The 15,947-nt window shown below is 65.2% G+C and carries 14 protein-coding genes; 4 read left to right on the top strand and 10 right to left on the bottom strand.

Annotated elements, in window-relative coordinates:
- The 4 genes from KEC45_RS18945 to KEC45_RS18930 are packed head-to-tail and all read right to left on the bottom strand — an operon-like array spanning position 1 to position 2,067.
- Entirely contained in the window at positions 1-456 is a 456-nt protein-coding gene (locus KEC45_RS18945) for a DMT family transporter (RefSeq protein ID WP_062186310.1), read from the bottom strand.
- Positions 457-481: 25 nt separating this feature from the next.
- Entirely contained in the window at positions 482-958 is a 477-nt protein-coding gene (locus KEC45_RS18940; protein ID WP_062186312.1) for a nuclear transport factor 2 family protein, read from the bottom strand.
- A gap of 27 nt (positions 959-985) precedes the next feature.
- A complete protein-coding gene (locus tag KEC45_RS18935) occupies positions 986-1,411 on the bottom strand; it encodes a VOC family protein (RefSeq protein WP_062186314.1) in 426 nt (141 codons plus the stop codon).
- A 35-nt stretch (positions 1,412-1,446) separates the two neighbouring features.
- A complete protein-coding gene (locus KEC45_RS18930; protein ID WP_062186316.1) occupies positions 1,447-2,067 on the bottom strand; it encodes a pyridoxamine 5'-phosphate oxidase family protein in 621 nt (206 codons plus the stop codon).
- 144 nt (positions 2,068-2,211) lie between these two features.
- Here KEC45_RS18930 and KEC45_RS18925 point away from each other — a divergent pair, with 144 nt between their 5' ends.
- The 3 genes from KEC45_RS18925 (at position 2,212) to KEC45_RS18915 (ending at position 7,601) form a co-directional block, all read left to right on the top strand.
- Positions 2,212-3,102, top strand: a complete 891-nt coding sequence (locus KEC45_RS18925) for a LysR family transcriptional regulator (protein WP_062186318.1) — start codon at positions 2,212-2,214, stop codon at positions 3,100-3,102.
- A gap of 185 nt (positions 3,103-3,287) precedes the next feature.
- On the top strand, positions 3,288-4,829 hold the full coding sequence (locus tag KEC45_RS18920) for a hypothetical protein (RefSeq protein ID WP_062186320.1): 1,542 nt from the start codon (positions 3,288-3,290) through the stop codon (positions 4,827-4,829).
- 78 nt (positions 4,830-4,907) lie between these two features.
- A complete protein-coding gene (locus KEC45_RS18915) occupies positions 4,908-7,601 on the top strand; it encodes a TonB-dependent receptor (protein ID WP_062186322.1) in 2,694 nt (897 codons plus the stop codon).
- A 128-nt stretch (positions 7,602-7,729) separates the two neighbouring features.
- On the opposite strand, the gene KEC45_RS18910 is transcribed toward KEC45_RS18915, so the two are convergent.
- The 5 genes from KEC45_RS18910 to KEC45_RS18890 form a co-directional block, all read right to left on the bottom strand.
- Complete coding sequence (locus KEC45_RS18910) at positions 7,730-8,689, bottom strand: alpha/beta hydrolase (protein ID WP_062186324.1); 960 nt, start codon at positions 8,687-8,689, stop codon at positions 7,730-7,732.
- A 37-nt stretch (positions 8,690-8,726) separates the two neighbouring features.
- On the bottom strand, positions 8,727-11,114 hold the full coding sequence (pheT, locus tag KEC45_RS18905) for a phenylalanine--tRNA ligase subunit beta (protein WP_062186326.1): 2,388 nt from the start codon (positions 11,112-11,114) through the stop codon (positions 8,727-8,729).
- On the bottom strand, positions 11,111-12,205 hold the full coding sequence (gene pheS / locus KEC45_RS18900; protein WP_062186328.1) for a phenylalanine--tRNA ligase subunit alpha: 1,095 nt from the start codon (positions 12,203-12,205) through the stop codon (positions 11,111-11,113). Before pheS ends, pheT begins: the two co-directional genes overlap by 4 nt.
- 157 nt (positions 12,206-12,362) lie before the next feature.
- A complete protein-coding gene (locus tag KEC45_RS18895; RefSeq protein WP_083436015.1) occupies positions 12,363-13,265 on the bottom strand; it encodes an AraC family transcriptional regulator in 903 nt (300 codons plus the stop codon).
- Between the two features lie 450 nt (positions 13,266-13,715).
- Positions 13,716-14,378 carry a YggS family pyridoxal phosphate-dependent enzyme gene (locus KEC45_RS18890; RefSeq protein ID WP_062187055.1) on the bottom strand — a complete coding sequence of 221 codons (663 nt, stop codon included), beginning with the start codon at positions 14,376-14,378 and terminating at the stop codon, positions 13,716-13,718.
- 57 nt (positions 14,379-14,435) lie between these two features.
- On the opposite strand from KEC45_RS18890, the gene KEC45_RS18885 reads away from it, so the two are divergent.
- Positions 14,436-15,047 carry a thiamine phosphate synthase gene (locus KEC45_RS18885; RefSeq protein WP_062186330.1) on the top strand — a complete coding sequence of 204 codons (612 nt, stop codon included), beginning with the start codon at positions 14,436-14,438 and terminating at the stop codon, positions 15,045-15,047.
- Here KEC45_RS18885 and KEC45_RS18880 read toward each other — a convergent pair.
- On the bottom strand, positions 15,020-15,733 hold the full coding sequence (locus KEC45_RS18880) for a hypothetical protein (protein WP_062186331.1): 714 nt from the start codon (positions 15,731-15,733) through the stop codon (positions 15,020-15,022). The two genes, KEC45_RS18885 and KEC45_RS18880, sit on opposite strands and share 28 nt — an antisense overlap.
- Positions 15,734-15,947: the final 214 nt, after the last annotated feature.

The raw sequence follows: 15,947 nt of genomic DNA, 5'->3' as shown, positions 1-15,947 counted from the left end.
TCAACTCGCACGGCGTGCGAGGTAGACGCCCGCGATCATCAACGCGATCCCCGCGACGCGTTTGGTGTCGATCGCCGAACGCATTGCACCGAACAGGCCGAAATGATCGATCGTCGCCGCGCTGACGAGCTGGCCGACGAGCACGAAGAAGATCGCGTTGCCGACCCCGAAGCGCGGCGCGATAAAGGTCACCGCGATGACGTAGAAGGCGACGAAGATGCCGCCGAGGTAGAAGTGAAAGGGCGTTTCGGCCGACAGTCGCACTTGTCCCATCGACCCCGTCCACAGCGCGCCGGCAATGGCGATCAGCAGCGCGACCGCGAACAGCACGACCGACGCCGCCATCGGATGGCCGAGCTTTTGCCCCAGTCCGGAATTGAGCGCGGCGAGGATCGGGATGCCGATGCCGGTGAGCAGCATGATCGTGGCAAAGGCGGGTGCGTTGTTGGCGGCCATCTGTCTTCCTCCCCAATGTTCGCTCTTACAGGCCTAATTCCTCGAGCCCCGGATGATCGTCCGGGCGGCGGTCGCCGGTGCCGTCGCGCGGCCAAAGGAACAATCGGTCGCCCTCGGCAATCGCGACGTCGTTTATACTCGCGATGCGCCGCTGCATCTCTCCATTTTCGGAAAACTCCCAATTTTCATTGCCATAGGAGCGCCACCACTGACCCGCATCGTCGTGCCATTCATAGGCGAAGCGCACGGCGATGCGGTTTTCCGTGAACGCCCACAGCCCCTTCACCAGCCGATAGTCATGCTCGCGCCGCCATTTCGCGGTCAGAAAATCGACGATCGCGGCGCGGCCGGTGACGAAGGTCGATCGATTTCGCCACACGCTGTCCTCGGTGTACGCGAGCGCGACGCGCGCGGGGTCGCGGCTGTTCCAGCCGTCTTCGGCAAGGCGAACCTTTTGAACCGCGCTGTCATGGTCAAAGGGTGGGAGCGGGGGGCGGGACATCGGCTGTTCCTTTCTGGGATGGGCCTTTCAGGCAAAGGGTGTCGCGAATTCGATACGGATGCCGCCGGGCATCGCGCAGATGAAATGATGCGTGGTCGCCCCCTCGCGGATCGGTTCGGGATCGAATTCGATCACCGCGCCGGGATGGCCCTGCACGCGCGCGAAGACGGTGCGCAGCGCATCGAGGTCGGCGACGCGAAGCGCGAGATGGTGGAGGCCGATGTTGCCGCGGCGGTCGAAGGGCGTCGCGCTCGCGGGATCGGCGACCTGCCAGAGCGTGAGCAGCGTCGTGCCGTCGGAGACGAAGATCGCGGGATAGTCGGGGCGTTCGGCCGCGACGGTAAAGCCCAGGGCTTCGACGAAAAAATCGCGCGCCTCAACTACGTCGCGAACGGCGAGGCCGATGTGATGGGCGCCTTCTGTCAGCGATTTCGGGGTGATGTCATTGGTCATTCTATGTCCTTTCGTGGTTTTTCGGCTGACGACGGTTAGTGCCGCTCTGATTTGAGCGCGGCGATTTCGGCGCGTAGCTGGTTGAGTTCGGCTGCCATCGGCTGGATCGCGGCGGAAATTTCGGCCTCGGTGAAGCGCGGCGTGATGTGCTGCGAGCAATTCCATTCCCAGCCGATCACGTCGATGAATAGGGCGCGCTCCGGCGTCGCTCGATACGTCGTTGGCATCAGTGCAGTGACCGCGGCGGGGTCGTCGGCGAGTTCGACGCTGTGCGCGTGGCCGACGAGTTTCAGCCGCTCGCGGTTCGGATAATCCATCAGGAACAGCGAGACGCGGTCGTTGCCCTTGATATTGGCGGTGCTGATATATTGTTTGTTGCCGCGATAGTCGGCGAAACCGATCCGGTTGCCGGAGATGTGGCGGAGGAAACCCGCCGGGCCCCCGCGATGCTGCATATAGGGCCAGCCCTCGACATTGACGCTTGCCATATAGAAGCTGTCGCGTTCCTCGATAAAGGCAATTTCCTTGGCTGTCAGCGTGTCGGGGGTGCCGTCTGCACCGGCATCGAGTTTGGCGTAGGAGGCGCGCGATCCGTGGCGTTCTTGCTCCGCTTTCACCGCGTCGTCGAACAGCGTGTGTCGGTAATTCTGCGCCATCGTGCCAGCCTCTCTGCAAAAGGGAGCGAACGAAGGGCGTGGAGGAGGGGCGCGCCTTCGTTCGCCGGACCGGGAATAGGGCATTGTTCGATCGGTGATAATCGGGGAAGATCGAACAAGTTAATTCCATAAACTGGAATAATCATGGACCGGTTGCTCACCCTTGAAATGTTCGTCGCGGTTGCGAACGAGGGCGGTTTCGCTGCCGCGGCGCGCAAGCTTGGCAGTTCCCCGCCTGCCGTCACGCGTGGGATTGCGGCGCTCGAGGCGCGGCTGGGTACGGTTTTGTTTCACCGTTCGACGCGCGCGGTCGCGTTGACCGATGCCGGCGCGGCATTTCTGGAGCAGGCACGGCGCATCCTCGCCGACCTTGCGGGCGCCGAGCGCGAGCTTCGCGGCGCGGAGGCCGAACCGCGCGGACAGTTGCACCTGACCGCACCGGTGATGTTCGGACGGCTGCACGTCCTGCCCGTGGTGAGCGAACTGATGGCGCAGCACCGCGAGCTGTCGGCGCGAATGATGCTGATCGACCGCAATGTCCGGATCGTGGAGGAGGGGATCGACGTCGCGGTGCGCATCGGGCCGCTGGCGGACTCGGGGTTGAAGGCCGTGCGGATCGGCCGGGTGCGGCAGATGCTGGTTGCGAGCCCCGCCTATCTGGCGCGGCGCGGGGCCCCGGCACGCGTGGCAGAACTTACGGGGCACGACCTGATCGCCGCGATGGGGCCGCGTGCGGCGGGCGAATGGCAGTTCGCGTCGGGCCGCTGGCGCATCGAACCGCGCCCGCGGCTGGTCGTCAACACCATCGACGGGATTTTGGCGGCGGCTGAGGCTGGGCTCGGGATCGCCAATCTGCTGAGCTATCAGGTCATCGAGGCGGTCGATGCGGGGCGGCTGATCTCGCTGCTCGCGGATGAACAGCCATCCGCGTTGCCGGTGCATCTATTGTTCGAACCGTCGCGCGCGGGACTGCCCGCAGTGCGGTTGTTCATCGCGGCGATGAAAGCGCGGATGCGGATGGCGGGACTGGTTTGAAGGGTCGGCAGCGGCTGCCATCGGACTAGCGCAGCCCAAATGTTACAAATCAGTGGCTTTTTGGTGACGGCCAGATTCACGATTCTGTCATTTTAGCATAAGAATCGACTCCTAGAGGCCGCAGCGAACCAAGGCGCGGCGGGGCAACCGGTCGTGTTTGTCTGCAAACCCAAAAGGGGGCCTCAATGACCAGAATCCGTAAATTCCTTATGCTGACCGTCGCCCTGCCGCTCGCCGCTTGCGGCGCCGACGATGTGGCTTCGCCCGGCGAAGGTGTTGTCGTCATTCCCGCACCGACCCCCACCCCGACGCCGACTCCCACCCCGACTCCGACCCCCACGCCGACTCCCCCGGCGGCGAGCTGCCCGACGGGCACGGTCGACAAAGGCGTGATCGCGAACCGCCGCAACTGCGAAATCACCGGTCGCCTCAACGCCAATTTCCAGATCGCAAACCTCCCGGGCACGATCTACTCGCTCAACGGACGCGTCGACGTCGGCACCGATGTCGGCGGCGATGGCGCAGCGGCCGGTGGCCAGGCAGCGACGCTCACGATCGATCCGGGCGTCGTCATCTTCGCCTCGTCGGGCAACGACTTCCTCGTCGTCAACCGCGGTTCGAAGCTCAATGCCGAGGGCACTCCGACCAACCCGATCATCTTCACCGCACGTGCGAACGTCGTCGGCACCGCGACCGATACCAGCCAGGGCCTGTGGGGCGGCGTGATCCTGCTTGGCCGCGCGCCGATCAGCGATTGCCTCAGCGGCGCAGTGGGCGGATCGGCCAACTGTCAGCAGAACATCGAAGGCGCGACCAATGCCCTATACGGCGGCGCTACCGCGGCTGATAGCAGCGGCCGGATCCGCTATGTGCAGATCCGCTATTCGGGCTTCGAAATCGCGCCGGGCAACGAATTGCAGGGCCTCACCACGGGCGGCGTCGGCTCGGGAACGGTCATCGACCATGTTCAGGTCCACAACAGCTCCGACGACGGGATCGAAGTGTTTGGCGGCCGCCAGAACATGAAGAATCTGATCATCACCGGCGCCGACGACGATAGCCTCGACACCGACCTTGGCTACAAGGGCCTGATCCAGTTCGTGATCGGGGTGCAGCGCGCCGGCGGCAATTCGGGCGATGCGATGATCGAGGCCGACTCGAACGGTAACGAAGATGCGCAGCCGCGTCAGAACACGCGCCTTGCGAACTTCACCTTCGTGCATCGCAGCACGCTGGCCGCTTCGACCAACGCGATCCTGCTGCGCGGCGGTACCGACTATACGATGGTCAACGGCGTAGTGACGAGCCCCCGCTTCTGCCTTGACGTCGATGGCGCGACGACGATGCAGGCGGCAAACGCCGGTCTCGACGACGTCGGTCCGCCGGTGCTGAACTCGGTGGCCTTCGCCTGCACCGCAGGTGCCTTCGCGGAAGACGGCAACGTCACGGCGGCTGCCATCCAGGCGATCTTCAACCTGGGCACGAACAACAATGCGAGCTTCACCTCGACGCTGAGCAATGTTTTCGTAAACGGCGCCAACGAAACTGCGGTGACCGCATTCAACGCTTCGACGTTGAACCCGTCGGGCACCTCCTTCCTGGTGGCGACGCCGTACATCGGCGCGGTTCGCGACGCGAGCGACACTTGGTACCGCGGCTGGACCTGCGACTCGGCGACCGCCGACTTCGGCAGCGCCTCGTCGTGCACCTCGCTGCCGAGCGCCTGACCGCCAACACATTGACGAGGGGCGACGGCAAGGGCCGTCGCCCCCTTTTTTCGGATTAACTACAAGGGGGGACTCCTCATGAGGAAGTCGCACACATTCTCCAGCCTCCTGCTCCTGACCTCGGCGCTGATCGCGCCGAGCGCCATCGCGCAGACGAGCGAGCCGACCGAATCCGCGCCGGCCGCGACCACGCCTCCCCCCGCGGACGATGAACAGGTCGAGGTTTCGGTTCCCGGCGCCTCGTTCGATGGCGAAATCGTCGTCACCGGCCGTTACATTCCCAATATCGTACGCTCGACGCCGCAAGTCGTGTCGGTGCTCTCGAACGAGGAAATCGAACGCGCCGGCGACGGAGACATCGCGGGCGCGCTCCAGCGCGTTACCGGCCTGTCCGTCGTGGGCAACGGCTATGTATATGTGCGCGGCCTTGGTGACCGTTACTCGCTCGCTCTGTTGAACGGCTCGCCGCTTCCTTCTCCCGAACCGTTGAAGCGCGTCGTTCCCCTCGACCTCTTTCCGACCAGCATCGTCGGCAGCGCGCTCGTCCAAAAGACCTATTCGGCCAATTATCCGGGCGAATTCGGCGGCGGCGTGATCAACCTCACGACGAAAGCCCTGCCCGACGAACCTTTCCTCAAAATCGGGCTCGGCGTCAGCGGCGATAGCGAGACGACCGGCCAGCTCGGCTATACCTATTATGGCGGCGACCTCGACTTCCTGGGCTATGACGACGGCACGCGCTCGATCCGCGGCCCGCTCAAGGCGGCCTTGAACAGCGGCAAGCTCATCACCGAAGGCGCCGACTTCTCGGCGCGCGACATTCATGACATCGCGGCGAGCCTGTCGAACGCGTCGACCTCGCTTCTTCAGCGCAACAACAATATTCCGGTGAATTTCTCCGCGGATCTCAGCGCGGGTTCGCGCTGGGATATCGGCGGCAATCGTCTCGGCTTCATCGCCGCGGCCGGGTTCAGCAACAACTGGTCGACGCGCGATGCGGTCCAGCAGCTCTCGGGCGGCTTCGCCGAAGGGCGTCTCGACCCGAACGTCAATTTCCGTGCGGTGCGCACCGACAACCGGATCGTCGTCAACGGCCTGCTGGGCCTCGGCTTCGAGTTTGGCGAGCACAAGCTGCGTTGGACCAACCTCTATATCCACGACACGCTCAAGCAGTCGCGCCTGGCGACCGGTTTCGATGCCGAGGGTCTCGGCGACAATGTGCGGGTCATGAAACAGGACACCAATTGGGTCGAACGGCAGCTTATCGACACCCAGTTCGTGGGCGAATTCAAGTTCGACGATCTCAGCGTCGACATTCGCGGAACCTATGCGAACACCAAGCGCGACGCGCCCTATGAACGCAGCTTCAGCTATGTGTTCGACGAATCCATCGGCGACTATGTCAACAATCTGCGCGCCGGCGGCCAGAATGCCCGCATCGTGTTCAGCGATCTCAACGAAGATGTGTACGCCGGGGCAATCGACCTCGGTTACAAGCTTCCGACATCGATGAGCATCACGGTTCACGGCGGCTATGCTTACACCAGCACCAAGCGCGACGCTTCACGGCGCGAGTTCCGCTTCGTGCCGGCTGACGAACTGCCGATCCCGGTGACGCAGCAGCGCCCCGACTATCTCCTGTCGGACTTCAACATCTATACCTATGATATCCAGCTTACAGAGACTTCGGGTCAGGCGGGCGCGGCGGCCTATGAGGCCGGCCTTGATATCCATGCGGGCTATGGACAGGTCGAGGCCGAAGTCGGCCCCGGAATCACCCTGATCGCGGGCGTCCGCTATGAATCGGCAAAGCAGCATGTGACGCCGGTCGACCTTTTCGGTATCGGAACCGGCGGCGTCACCTCGACCCGCCTGAACAACAGCTATTGGCTGCCGGCCGCGACGGTCACCTGGAATTTCGCGGAAGACATGCAGCTCCGGCTCAACGCTTCCAAGACGATCGCGCGTCCGCAGTTCCGCGAGCTTGCGTTCCAAATCTATCAGGACACCGAATCCGACCGCCAGTTCTTCGGCAACCCCTTCCTCGTCGACAGCAAGCTGTTCAACGCCGAGGCGCGTTACGAATGGTTCTTTGGAAAGGGCGAACGCTTCACGCTCGCGGGCTTCTACAAAAAGATCGACAATCCGATCGAAGCCTTCGCTTTCCGTTCGACCGGCCAGCTCCAGACGAGCTTCGCAAATGCTCCCGAAGCGCAGCTCTACGGCGCTGAACTCGAGGTCCTGAAATATGTCCCGCTCAGCGGGGTTTCGGAATCGCCCTTCTTCGCATCGCGCCGTCTCGTGCTTGTGGCGAACTACACCTACAGCAAGTCGAAGATTAACGTCGGCGCCGACGACAACATCATCTTCTCGAACGGCGGTGTGCTTCCCGCGGCGGATTTCTTCCGCGATGGCGCGCCGCTCACGGGCCAGTCCGAACATGTCGGCAATCTCCAGATCGGGATCGAGGACCAGGACAAGCTGTCGCAGCAGACCCTTCTCCTTACCTATGCCAGCGAACGCGTGACGAACCGTGGTCCGTCGGGCACGCCGCAGCAGCCCGATATCAAGGAAAAGCCCGGCATCCGACTCGACTTCGTCGCGCGGCAGGGGATCACGCTGCTCGGGACCGAGGTCGAGCTCAAGTTCGAGGCGCGCAACCTGACCGGCACTCGCTATCAGGAGTTCCAGCAGGCCGGCGATTCGCGGATCGACATCAACAACTACAAGGTCGGACGCAGCTTCTCGATCGGCGCCGAACTGAAATTCTGACGTCTTCTATCATCGCGGGAAGGCGAGGGGTCGGCACGGTCCGGCTCGCCCGCCTTCCCCGCGCATGAAAAAGGGCGCAAGGCTGTTTCATGAAGGAAGCCGCGCCGTGAAGACGCCGCCCGGCGCCTTCAGCCGTTCGCCGGCCCCGCCATGGCTGCCGCCGCCGCGAGCAGCCCGCCGTTGAAACGCTGTGACAGCGCGGCGTCGGGGATCGCGTTGAACGCATGGATCGCCCCCGCATAGCTGTGCAGATCGACGGGCACCCCCGCCGCGACCAGGCGGCGCGCATAGTCGAGATTTTCGTCGAAAAAGAGGTCGAGGCTGCCGGTCGCGATATAGGCGGGGGGCAGGTTCGACAAATCCTCGGCCAGGCTTGGCGAAAACCAGCCGCGCCGGTCGTCGTCGGCCTTGTAGTCGCCCTGCAGCGCGCGCCAGCCGAAGCGGTTGCTCGGCCGCGTCCAGATGAATTCGCCGGTCGCCGGGTTGCCATAGGGACAGGCGTCGCTGCCGGTACGATGATCGAGCATCGGATAAGTCAGGAGCTGCCCCGCGATCGCCGGGCCGCCCAGGTCGCGCGCCATGATCGCGAGAGCGGCGGCCAGCCCGCCGCCCGCGCTTTCGCCCGCGACGACGATCCGGTTCGGGTCGAAGCCAAGCGCGTCCGACTGTTCGGCAAGCCATGCCAGCGCCGAGTGGCAATCCTCGTGCGGCGCGGGAAAGGGGTGTTCGGGCGCGAGGCGATATTCGACCGAAGCGACGGGCACCCCGGCGGACGCGGCCAACAATGCAGGGCCCGCCTGCATCTGCTCCACCGATCCCATCACCATCCCGCCGCCATGGATATGCAGGATCGCGCCGCCGCCCGGCCGCGTCTCCGCGGGGCGATAGAGAAATACCGGGATATCCGGTCCGCCATGGATCGACGGCACGACCAGCCTTTCGGGGGCGATCACCGGCGGCGGCAGGATCGAGTAGGTCTCCGCCGCCTTGGCACGAATTTGGGCGATCGGCGCGGAATCAAGATCGACCCGGGGAAACAGGTCGATCAGCGGCGCGATCTCGCGATCGACGAGGTGGCGGGTGTCCATTTCAAACTCTCCCTTTCATCGCTCGCCGACGCGAAGATCAGCCGCGCAATATCGCTCCGACCTTTGCCGCTGCCGCGACCACCTTGTCGGTAATCGCCTTCAACTCGGCATCGTTGAAGCTCTTTTCTGCCGGCTGCAATTCGACCTCGACCGCCAGGCTCACCTGACCCTCGGGCACGCCTTGGCCGGTGAAGCGGTCGAACAATCGCGCTCCGGTGATGCTCGTCTTGTCGGCGCCGCGAATCGCGCGCACCAGATCGGCGGCGGTCAGGCTGGTCGGCGCCAGAAAGGCGAAGTCGCGGCGTACCGACTGCAGCGCGGGCGGCGTGAACGCCGCGCGCGCGGGACCGCTTGCGCGCTTCGCCGGGATCGCGTCGAGGAAGATCTGTACCGCCATCACCGGGCCATCGACGTCGAAGGCGCGCGTCAGCAGCGGGTGGAGCGCGCCGAATTCGGCGAGCACCGCCTTGGGGCCGAGCCGCAGCGTCGCCGACTGGCCGGGATGCCAGATGGCCCCCTCGGTCACGGCTTCCATCACCTGCAAGCGGTCGGCGGGCGCCCCCGCGGCGTCGAGTAACGCCAGCGCGGCGGCCTTGGCGTCAAAGGCGTCGAACGCCGCCGCCTTGCCCGTCTGCCAGCCGCGCGGCGTCCGGTCGCCCGCCATGACGATGGCAAGTGTCGGATGCTCGGCGTCGGCCAGATAGCGGCGACCGATCTCGAACAGGCGAATGCTGCCCGCGCCGCGATTCTGGTTGCGCTGCGCCGCGGCGAGCAGGCCGGGCAGCAGCGACGGGCGCATGACTTTCAGTTCTTCGCTGATCGGATTGGCGAGCGACCAGGTGCCGCCGCCAAAGGGCGCGGCGTCGCTTTCGCTGATGAACGACCAGGTGACGGCTTCGTCGAAACCGGCGGCTGCCGCGGCGCGGCGCAGGCGGCGCTCGGTAAGCTGCTCGGCGGTCGCGGTCGGCTTGGCGACGCCGTCGGTCCGCGGCAGGGCGACCGACGCGATCGCGTCGAAACCGGTGATGCGCGTGACTTCCTCGACGATGTCGGGCGCGCCGTCGATATCGCGGCGCCAGCTCGGCACTGCGACCTGCCAGCGGCCGCCCTGTTCGGCCACCGAAAAGCCCAGCGCGGCGAGTATCTCTTGCTGCCGCTCGGGCGCGATTGCGATGCCGCCAAGCGTCGCCGACAGCGCCGGGTCATAATCGACCGTCTTGACCCCGGCGGGGGGCGTGCCCGCGCGCGTGACGGTCGAGGGCGTGCCGCCGCAGATCGCAAGGATATGCGCGGTGACGATCGCGGTCGCATCGTCCAGGAACGCGGGATCGACGCCGCGCTCGAAGCGGCTGCGCGCGTCGCTGGTCAGGGCAAGCGCCTGCCCGGTCAGCGCGATGCGTTCGGGCGTGAAATAGGCGATCTCGATCAGGACGTCGGTCGTCGTCTCGCTGCACCCTGAATGCTCGCCGCCCATGATGCCCGCGATGTCATGTACTTCGGCCGCGTCGGCGATCACCGTCATCGTGTCGGTGAGCACATAGTCCTTGCCGTTCAGCGCGGTGACGGTCTCGCCATCCTTCGCGCGCCGCGCGGCGAGTGCGCCGCTCAGCTTCGCACGGTCATAAATATGGCTCGGGCGGCCAAGGTCGAACATCACATAATTGCTGATGTCGACGAGTGCGGAGATCGAGCGCTGACCCACCGCTTCCAGTCGGCGGCGCATCCATTCGGGCGCGGTGCCGTTAGTGACGCCGCTGATCGTGCGGCCGAAGAAGGCGGGACAGGCTTCGGGATCGTCGGTCCGGATTTCGGTTGCGGGCGCACCTTCCCCGACGATCGTCGGGACGTCGAGCGGCTTCAGCGTGCCGAGCCCGGCGGCGGCAAGGTCGCGCGCGATGCCGCGCACGCCCATGCAATCCTGCCGGTTCGGCGTGATCGAAATGTCGATCACCGGATCGCCCGCGCCGCTATAGTCGGCAAAGGGCGTCCCGATCGGCGCGTCGGCGGGCAGTTCGATAATCCCGTCATGATCGTCGCCAAGCTCAAGCTCGCGCGTCGAGCACATCATGCCGTTCGATTCGACGCCGCGCACCGCCGCGACCTTCAACTCCATCCCGTTCGCGGGCACGACCGCGCCGGGCAGGCCGAGTACGCCGACCAGGCCTGCGCGCGCATTGGGCGCCCCGCACACGACGGTGAGCGGTGCCCCGCCGTCGCCGGTGTCGACCGTCAGCACCTGCAGCTTGTCGGCCTGCGGATGCTTTTCGGCGGTCAGCACCTTGGCGACGCGGAAACCGGCGAGTTTCTCGGCCGGATTTTCGACGCCTTCGACCTCATGGCCGATGCGGTTCAATGTCGCGACGACGTCGGCGACGCCATAATCGCCGTCCAGATGTTCGCGGAGCCAGTCGAGGGTGATCTTCATGCCGAAATCCCCCCGCTCAGCGTCGGGACACTCAGCGCGCCGAACCCGTAATGCGACAACCAGCGAAGGTCGCCGTCGAAGAAGGCGCGAAGGTCATCCATGCCATATTTCAGCATAGCCAGCCGGTCGACGCCGACCCCGAAGGCAAAGCCCTGCCATTCGTCGGGATCGAGCCCGCAATTTGCGATCACGCGGCGGTTGACCATGCCGCTGCCGAGCAGTTCCATCCACGCATGGCCTTCGTCGTCGCCGTTTCCGCCGACGATCCGGCGGCCCTTTTCCTGTTTATAGCCGACATCGACCTCGGCCGAGGGTTCGGTGAAGGGGAAATAGCTGGGGCGCAGGCGCAGCACGATGTCGTCGCGTTCGAAATAGGCCTTCAGGAAGGTTTCGAGCGTCCATTTGAGATGGCCCATGTGGATGTCGCGGTCGATGACCAGACCTTCGACCTGATGGAACATCGGCGTGTGCGTCGCATCGCTGTCGCTGCGATAGACGCGGCCGGGCGCGATGATGCGGATCGGCGGTTCCTGCGACATCATCGTGCGGATCTGTACCGGCGAGGTGTGCGTGCGCAGCAGCATCGCACGCCCTTCGGCATCCTTGTCGGGGAAATAAAAGGTGTCGTGCATCGCGCGCGCCGGGTGCGTTTCGGGAATGTTGAGCGCGGTGAAATTGCGCCAATCGTCCTCGATCTCGGGGCCCGTTGCGACCGCGAAGCCCATGTCGGCGAAGATTTCGGCAAGCTCGTCCATCACCTGGCTGACCGGATGGACGCTGCCGCGCGGCGCCGGCTCGGCGGGCAGCGACATGTCGACCGCTTCGGCGGCAAGTTTGACGTTGAGCGCCGCGGCGTCGAGCGCCGCCTTGCGCGCGGCAAGCGCGGCGGTGACCGTTTCGCGCAGGCCGTGGATTTCGGGACCCTTCGCCTGCCGCTCTTCGGGAGTCATGCCGCCCAGTGTCTTGAGCAGCGCGGTGATGGTCCCCGCCTTGCCGAGCGCGGACACGCGCAATGCCTCGATTGCGTCGAGGTCGGCGGCTGCCGCTATATCGTCCGCCAGTCGGGTCTGAATGGCCTGAATGTCGCTCATTGTCGTTCGTCCTGTTCCGGCGGCGCTGGCGCTGCCGGCGTGCATTTCTTTGTGTCTTGTGGATGGGGCGGCTGCCGCGCGTCCGTCGCCTGCCGCTTGCACCGAACGCGCCGCGCGGGTCAAGTCACTTGGCGGAAAACGGGGCGGTCCGGCGTCCCTATCCCGCAGGTTTGTGCAGGCCCTGAACCGCGGCGCCGGCGGCCGCGGCGCGTGCAAAAGCTGCGGCGCCCAGGATCGGCTTGGGACGCGCGGCATAGTCGCGCGGGCTCATCCCCATGAAACGCTGGAAATCGCGCGTGAATTGCGCCTGGTCGTAATAATGATGATCCATCGTATCGATCCACGCCATCGATGGATCGAGCATGAAGCGCGCAAGGCTTCGCAGGAAGCGTTGGCGCAGCAACAGCAGCTTGGGCGAAAAGCCGAAAGCGCGGTGGCTCAGCCGCTCGATCGAACGTTCGGAGAGTCCGAGTTTCGCCGAAAGATCGGCAACGCTCGTCACCTCATCGTCGACGAGCGCGCGGTGCGCGGCGAGGATCGCGGGATCGTCGGGCGGCGCATCGGCAAGGAGCGCGCAGACATGCGCGTCGATCAGCGCCGCTGCCGCGTCGACGTCGTTCACGCGCCGCAGGGTTTCAAGCAGGGGGGCGAAGGCCGCGAACGCCGGGTGGATGCTGCCGTCGGTCAGGCGGTCGGCCAGTTCTTCGGCGGGCAGCGGAATGAACTTCGCCCAGCCCATCGGCAGGATGCCGATGCCCCAGGTACGCATGTTGCCCGCCGCGAAATAGGTCGCGACGCTTGTGGGACCGGTCGCGATGAAGCGCGGCATTTCGGCTATCGGGCTGCCCCCGATCGCCGCGAGTGGGGCTTCGCCGTCGACAAATCGCAGGTTCGCCCATTCGGGATGCAGATAATCCTCGACCCGGCCGCCGTCGGCGATGCTGACCTCGCTCAGATAGATGGTGCTGACATAAGGACGCAGCGCGGGCGACAGCGGGAAGAAGCGCGTCGCGACGCGCGCGCCGGTCGAAGGATAACGAGATGCGTCGCTTTGCGGCATGTGTCTCATTTTAACGCGCAAAACGCATGAAAAACAATGTTCGACCGTCTCTGGCTGTCGGGTTCTTACAATTTTATGCGCGCGGGCTGCGTCATAGTTGCGTCGTCCGCTTTCGAATGGGGGCGTGCGAGGAGAATTGTGACGTAGCGCCAAAGGTGGGGATTTGGCGAGGACCTGAAACAAGCGACTGATTTTCCGAGCTTCGTCCCGGCCGGCAGCTTTCTGCGACCCACGGCTTCTCGGAACGGGCGGGGGGGCGATGGTTTACACTGGAACCATTGTCGAGGCGGTGCGGAGCGGGAGCTGCGCGCCGCCTCTTCGCTTGGGCCGCGTATATCTCTGTCGGCAACTCTCGGTCGATTCGTCACCCCGGGCCTGAGCCTGTCGAAGGGTTCGGGGGTGACGAAGATAGAGGGGCGGCAATCGGTCGCCACCCGGCGCGGCGACAGCCTAGTCCCGCGCCCCGAACAGCGCGGTCCCGACGCGCACATGTGTCGCGCCCAGCATGACCGCGGTCTCGTAATCGCCGCTCATCCCCATCGAGCGTAGCGGCAGGCCGTGGCGTGCGGCGAGTTCGTCGAGCAGCGCGAAAAAGGGCGCAGGTTCGATATCGGCAGGGGGAATCGCCATCAGTCCGTCGATCTTCAGCCCCGCGTCCTTCGCCTCGGCCAGCAAGGCGGGTAGGTCGGCGACAGTGCAGCCGCCCTTCTGTTCCTCGTCGCCGATATTGACCTGCACGAACAATTGCGGCTGCTTGCCTGCCTTTTGACTCGCCTTCGCCAGCGCCTGCACCAGCGAACTACGGTCGACCGAATGGATCGCGTCGAACAGCGCGACCGCTTCCTCGGCCTTGTTCGACTGCAACTGGCCGATCAGGTGGAGCAGGATATCGGGGGTTTCGGCGCGCAGCTCGGGCCATTTCGCCGCCGCTTCCTGCACGCGATTCTCGCCGAAGTGGCGCTGGCCAGCGGCGATCAGCGGGCGGATATCGGGGGCATCGTGAGTCTTCGATACGGCGATCAGGCAGATTTCGTCGTCTTTGCGCTGCGCGCGCTGCGCCGCGTCCGCGATATGGGCCTGTACATCGGCCAGCCGGTCTGCTGCTTCGCTCATCGTCTCGTTTCCATCCCGCGCGTTGCGCGCGCTCGCGACGCGCCTATAGAAAGCGCAATGCGCCCGCGCCACCCCTTGCCGAAAACATGGCTGTTCAGCGACGAGCGGACAAAGGCCGGTGCGGGCGAACTCGCCGCGCTGCTTCCGCCGGGCAGCGGCATCGTTCTGCGCCACGACAGCCTGCCTGCCGGCGCGCGCTGGCGCCTGTTGCGGCGTTTGATGCGTATCGCGCGTGTGCGCCGGCTGACCGTGCTGCTCGCGGGGTCACCCGCCACGGCGCGGCGCTGGGGCGCCGACGGCGTTCATCTTCGCCAGCGTGACGCGCTCTATGCGAAGCAGGCGCGGCTTCGGCTGTTGCTGACGATGCCCGTCCATGACGCTGCCGAAGCCCGCCGCGCGCGGCGGTCGGGGGCCGACGGCGTTTTTATCTCCCCGCTCCATCCGACCCGTTCACACCCCGGTGCTCCGACCCTAGGACGTGCGTCATGGCTACGGCTGGCGCGGCTATCGGGCGCGAAGCCGATCGCGCTCGGCGGGATGACCCTGGCACGCTTGCGCGCATTGAACCGCGCGAGCCGGATCGATCCGGGCTGGGCGGCAATCGATGCGTGGGAGGAAAAAGCGACGAAACGCCGCAAGCGTCAGAAGCGGAACGCAGTTCCGACATAGACCGCCTGGCTGTCACGGCGCGTATCGGTCAGCGGCTCGACGCGGTCGTCGCTCTTGTAGCGGACGCCGGCGGTGACATCGATATTCTTCGTCAGTCGATAGCTGCTGACGACATCGACGGCCGACGCTTCGCCGGGAGCCGTGACGCGATCGGTTGCCCCGCTCGGGTCGCTTGGGCGGTTGACCATACGCGTGGCGAAGCGCGACTTCTTCTCGTCCTGTTCCGGGGCCTTCGCGACCGGCAGGTTGCGAAGGTCGGTACCGCGCGGCAGCGCCGGCGTGACGAATTTCTCGAAGCCCACCGATGCGCCCAGATTATAGGCGACGGGGGTGATGGCGATCGGCGCGGTTCGGCCGACAGCAAGAGCCGAAGTGCGCGCGGCGCTCGACGCATCATCGCGCGCGCGGGTCACGACGGTGATCGCGCGATTCTTGCGGCCGTCGTCCGGCAGCGCCGGCGTGAAGCTGAAGCCGCTCCGCTGTTCGGCGGACATCTTGTTATAGCGTGCGATCAGCCGCTCATCACCCGATGCAGGGGTGAACTGGCCGAGCAGCGTTTCCGAAAGCGTAGTGTCGCGGATGCGGTCGCTGCTCGACATCGCGGCCAGGGCCGGCGGGAGCGCAAGCGAAACCACCGCAAAAGCGGTGAGGCTTCCCTTCCAAAAATGTCGCGACGTCCGCGCCATTGCTTTGCGACTCCAACCCCAATCGACTCGTCAGATAGGACTCCTGGCACGATATTGCCAGTGAATCCCGCCCTATTATCTCAGCAAAACCGCTTTTCGCCGAAATTGTTGCGCGATCGTCACAGTGCGTTTCGAATCTGACCAGAATCTGAACAGCCGCGCGGCCGGAATTGCCGCGCTTGCCCGATGGCGGCAACGGCGATAGAGACGCTGA

Source organism: Sphingopyxis sp. USTB-05 (assembly GCF_023822045.1).
Lineage (GTDB): Bacteria > Pseudomonadota > Alphaproteobacteria > Sphingomonadales > Sphingomonadaceae > Sphingopyxis.
Note: the sequence above shows the minus strand (reverse complement) of the source record. Positions and strands in the feature narration are given on the sequence as shown.

Bases quoted from the DNA above. Each gene is read 5' to 3' on its own strand.
- KEC45_RS18885 (WP_062186330.1), top strand. From the start codon at position 14,436: ATGCGCCCGCGCCACCCCTTGCCGAAAACATGGCTGTTCAGCGACGAG.
- KEC45_RS18925 (WP_062186318.1), top strand. From the start codon at position 2,212: ATGGACCGGTTGCTCACCCTTGAAATGTTCGTCGCGGTTGCGAACGAG.
- KEC45_RS18890 (WP_062187055.1), bottom strand. From the start codon at position 14,378: ATGAGCGAAGCAGCAGACCGGCTGGCCGATGTACAGGCCCATATCGCG.
- KEC45_RS18940 (WP_062186312.1), bottom strand. From the start codon at position 958: ATGTCCCGCCCCCCGCTCCCACCCTTTGACCATGACAGCGCGGTTCAA.
- KEC45_RS18945 (WP_062186310.1), bottom strand. From the start codon at position 456: ATGGCCGCCAACAACGCACCCGCCTTTGCCACGATCATGCTGCTCACC.
- pheS (WP_062186328.1), bottom strand. From the start codon at position 12,205: ATGAGCGACATTCAGGCCATTCAGACCCGACTGGCGGACGATATAGCG.
- KEC45_RS18880 (WP_062186331.1), bottom strand. From the start codon at position 15,733: ATGGCGCGGACGTCGCGACATTTTTGGAAGGGAAGCCTCACCGCTTTT.
- KEC45_RS18910 (WP_062186324.1), bottom strand. From the start codon at position 8,689: ATGGACACCCGCCACCTCGTCGATCGCGAGATCGCGCCGCTGATCGAC.
- KEC45_RS18930 (WP_062186316.1), bottom strand. From the start codon at position 2,067: ATGGCGCAGAATTACCGACACACGCTGTTCGACGACGCGGTGAAAGCG.
- KEC45_RS18895 (WP_083436015.1), bottom strand. From the start codon at position 13,265: ATGCCGCAAAGCGACGCATCTCGTTATCCTTCGACCGGCGCGCGCGTC.
- pheT (WP_062186326.1), bottom strand. From the start codon at position 11,114: ATGAAGATCACCCTCGACTGGCTCCGCGAACATCTGGACGGCGATTAT.
- KEC45_RS18920 (WP_062186320.1), top strand. From the start codon at position 3,288: ATGACCAGAATCCGTAAATTCCTTATGCTGACCGTCGCCCTGCCGCTC.
- KEC45_RS18935 (WP_062186314.1), bottom strand. From the start codon at position 1,411: ATGACCAATGACATCACCCCGAAATCGCTGACAGAAGGCGCCCATCAC.
- KEC45_RS18915 (WP_062186322.1), top strand. From the start codon at position 4,908: ATGAGGAAGTCGCACACATTCTCCAGCCTCCTGCTCCTGACCTCGGCG.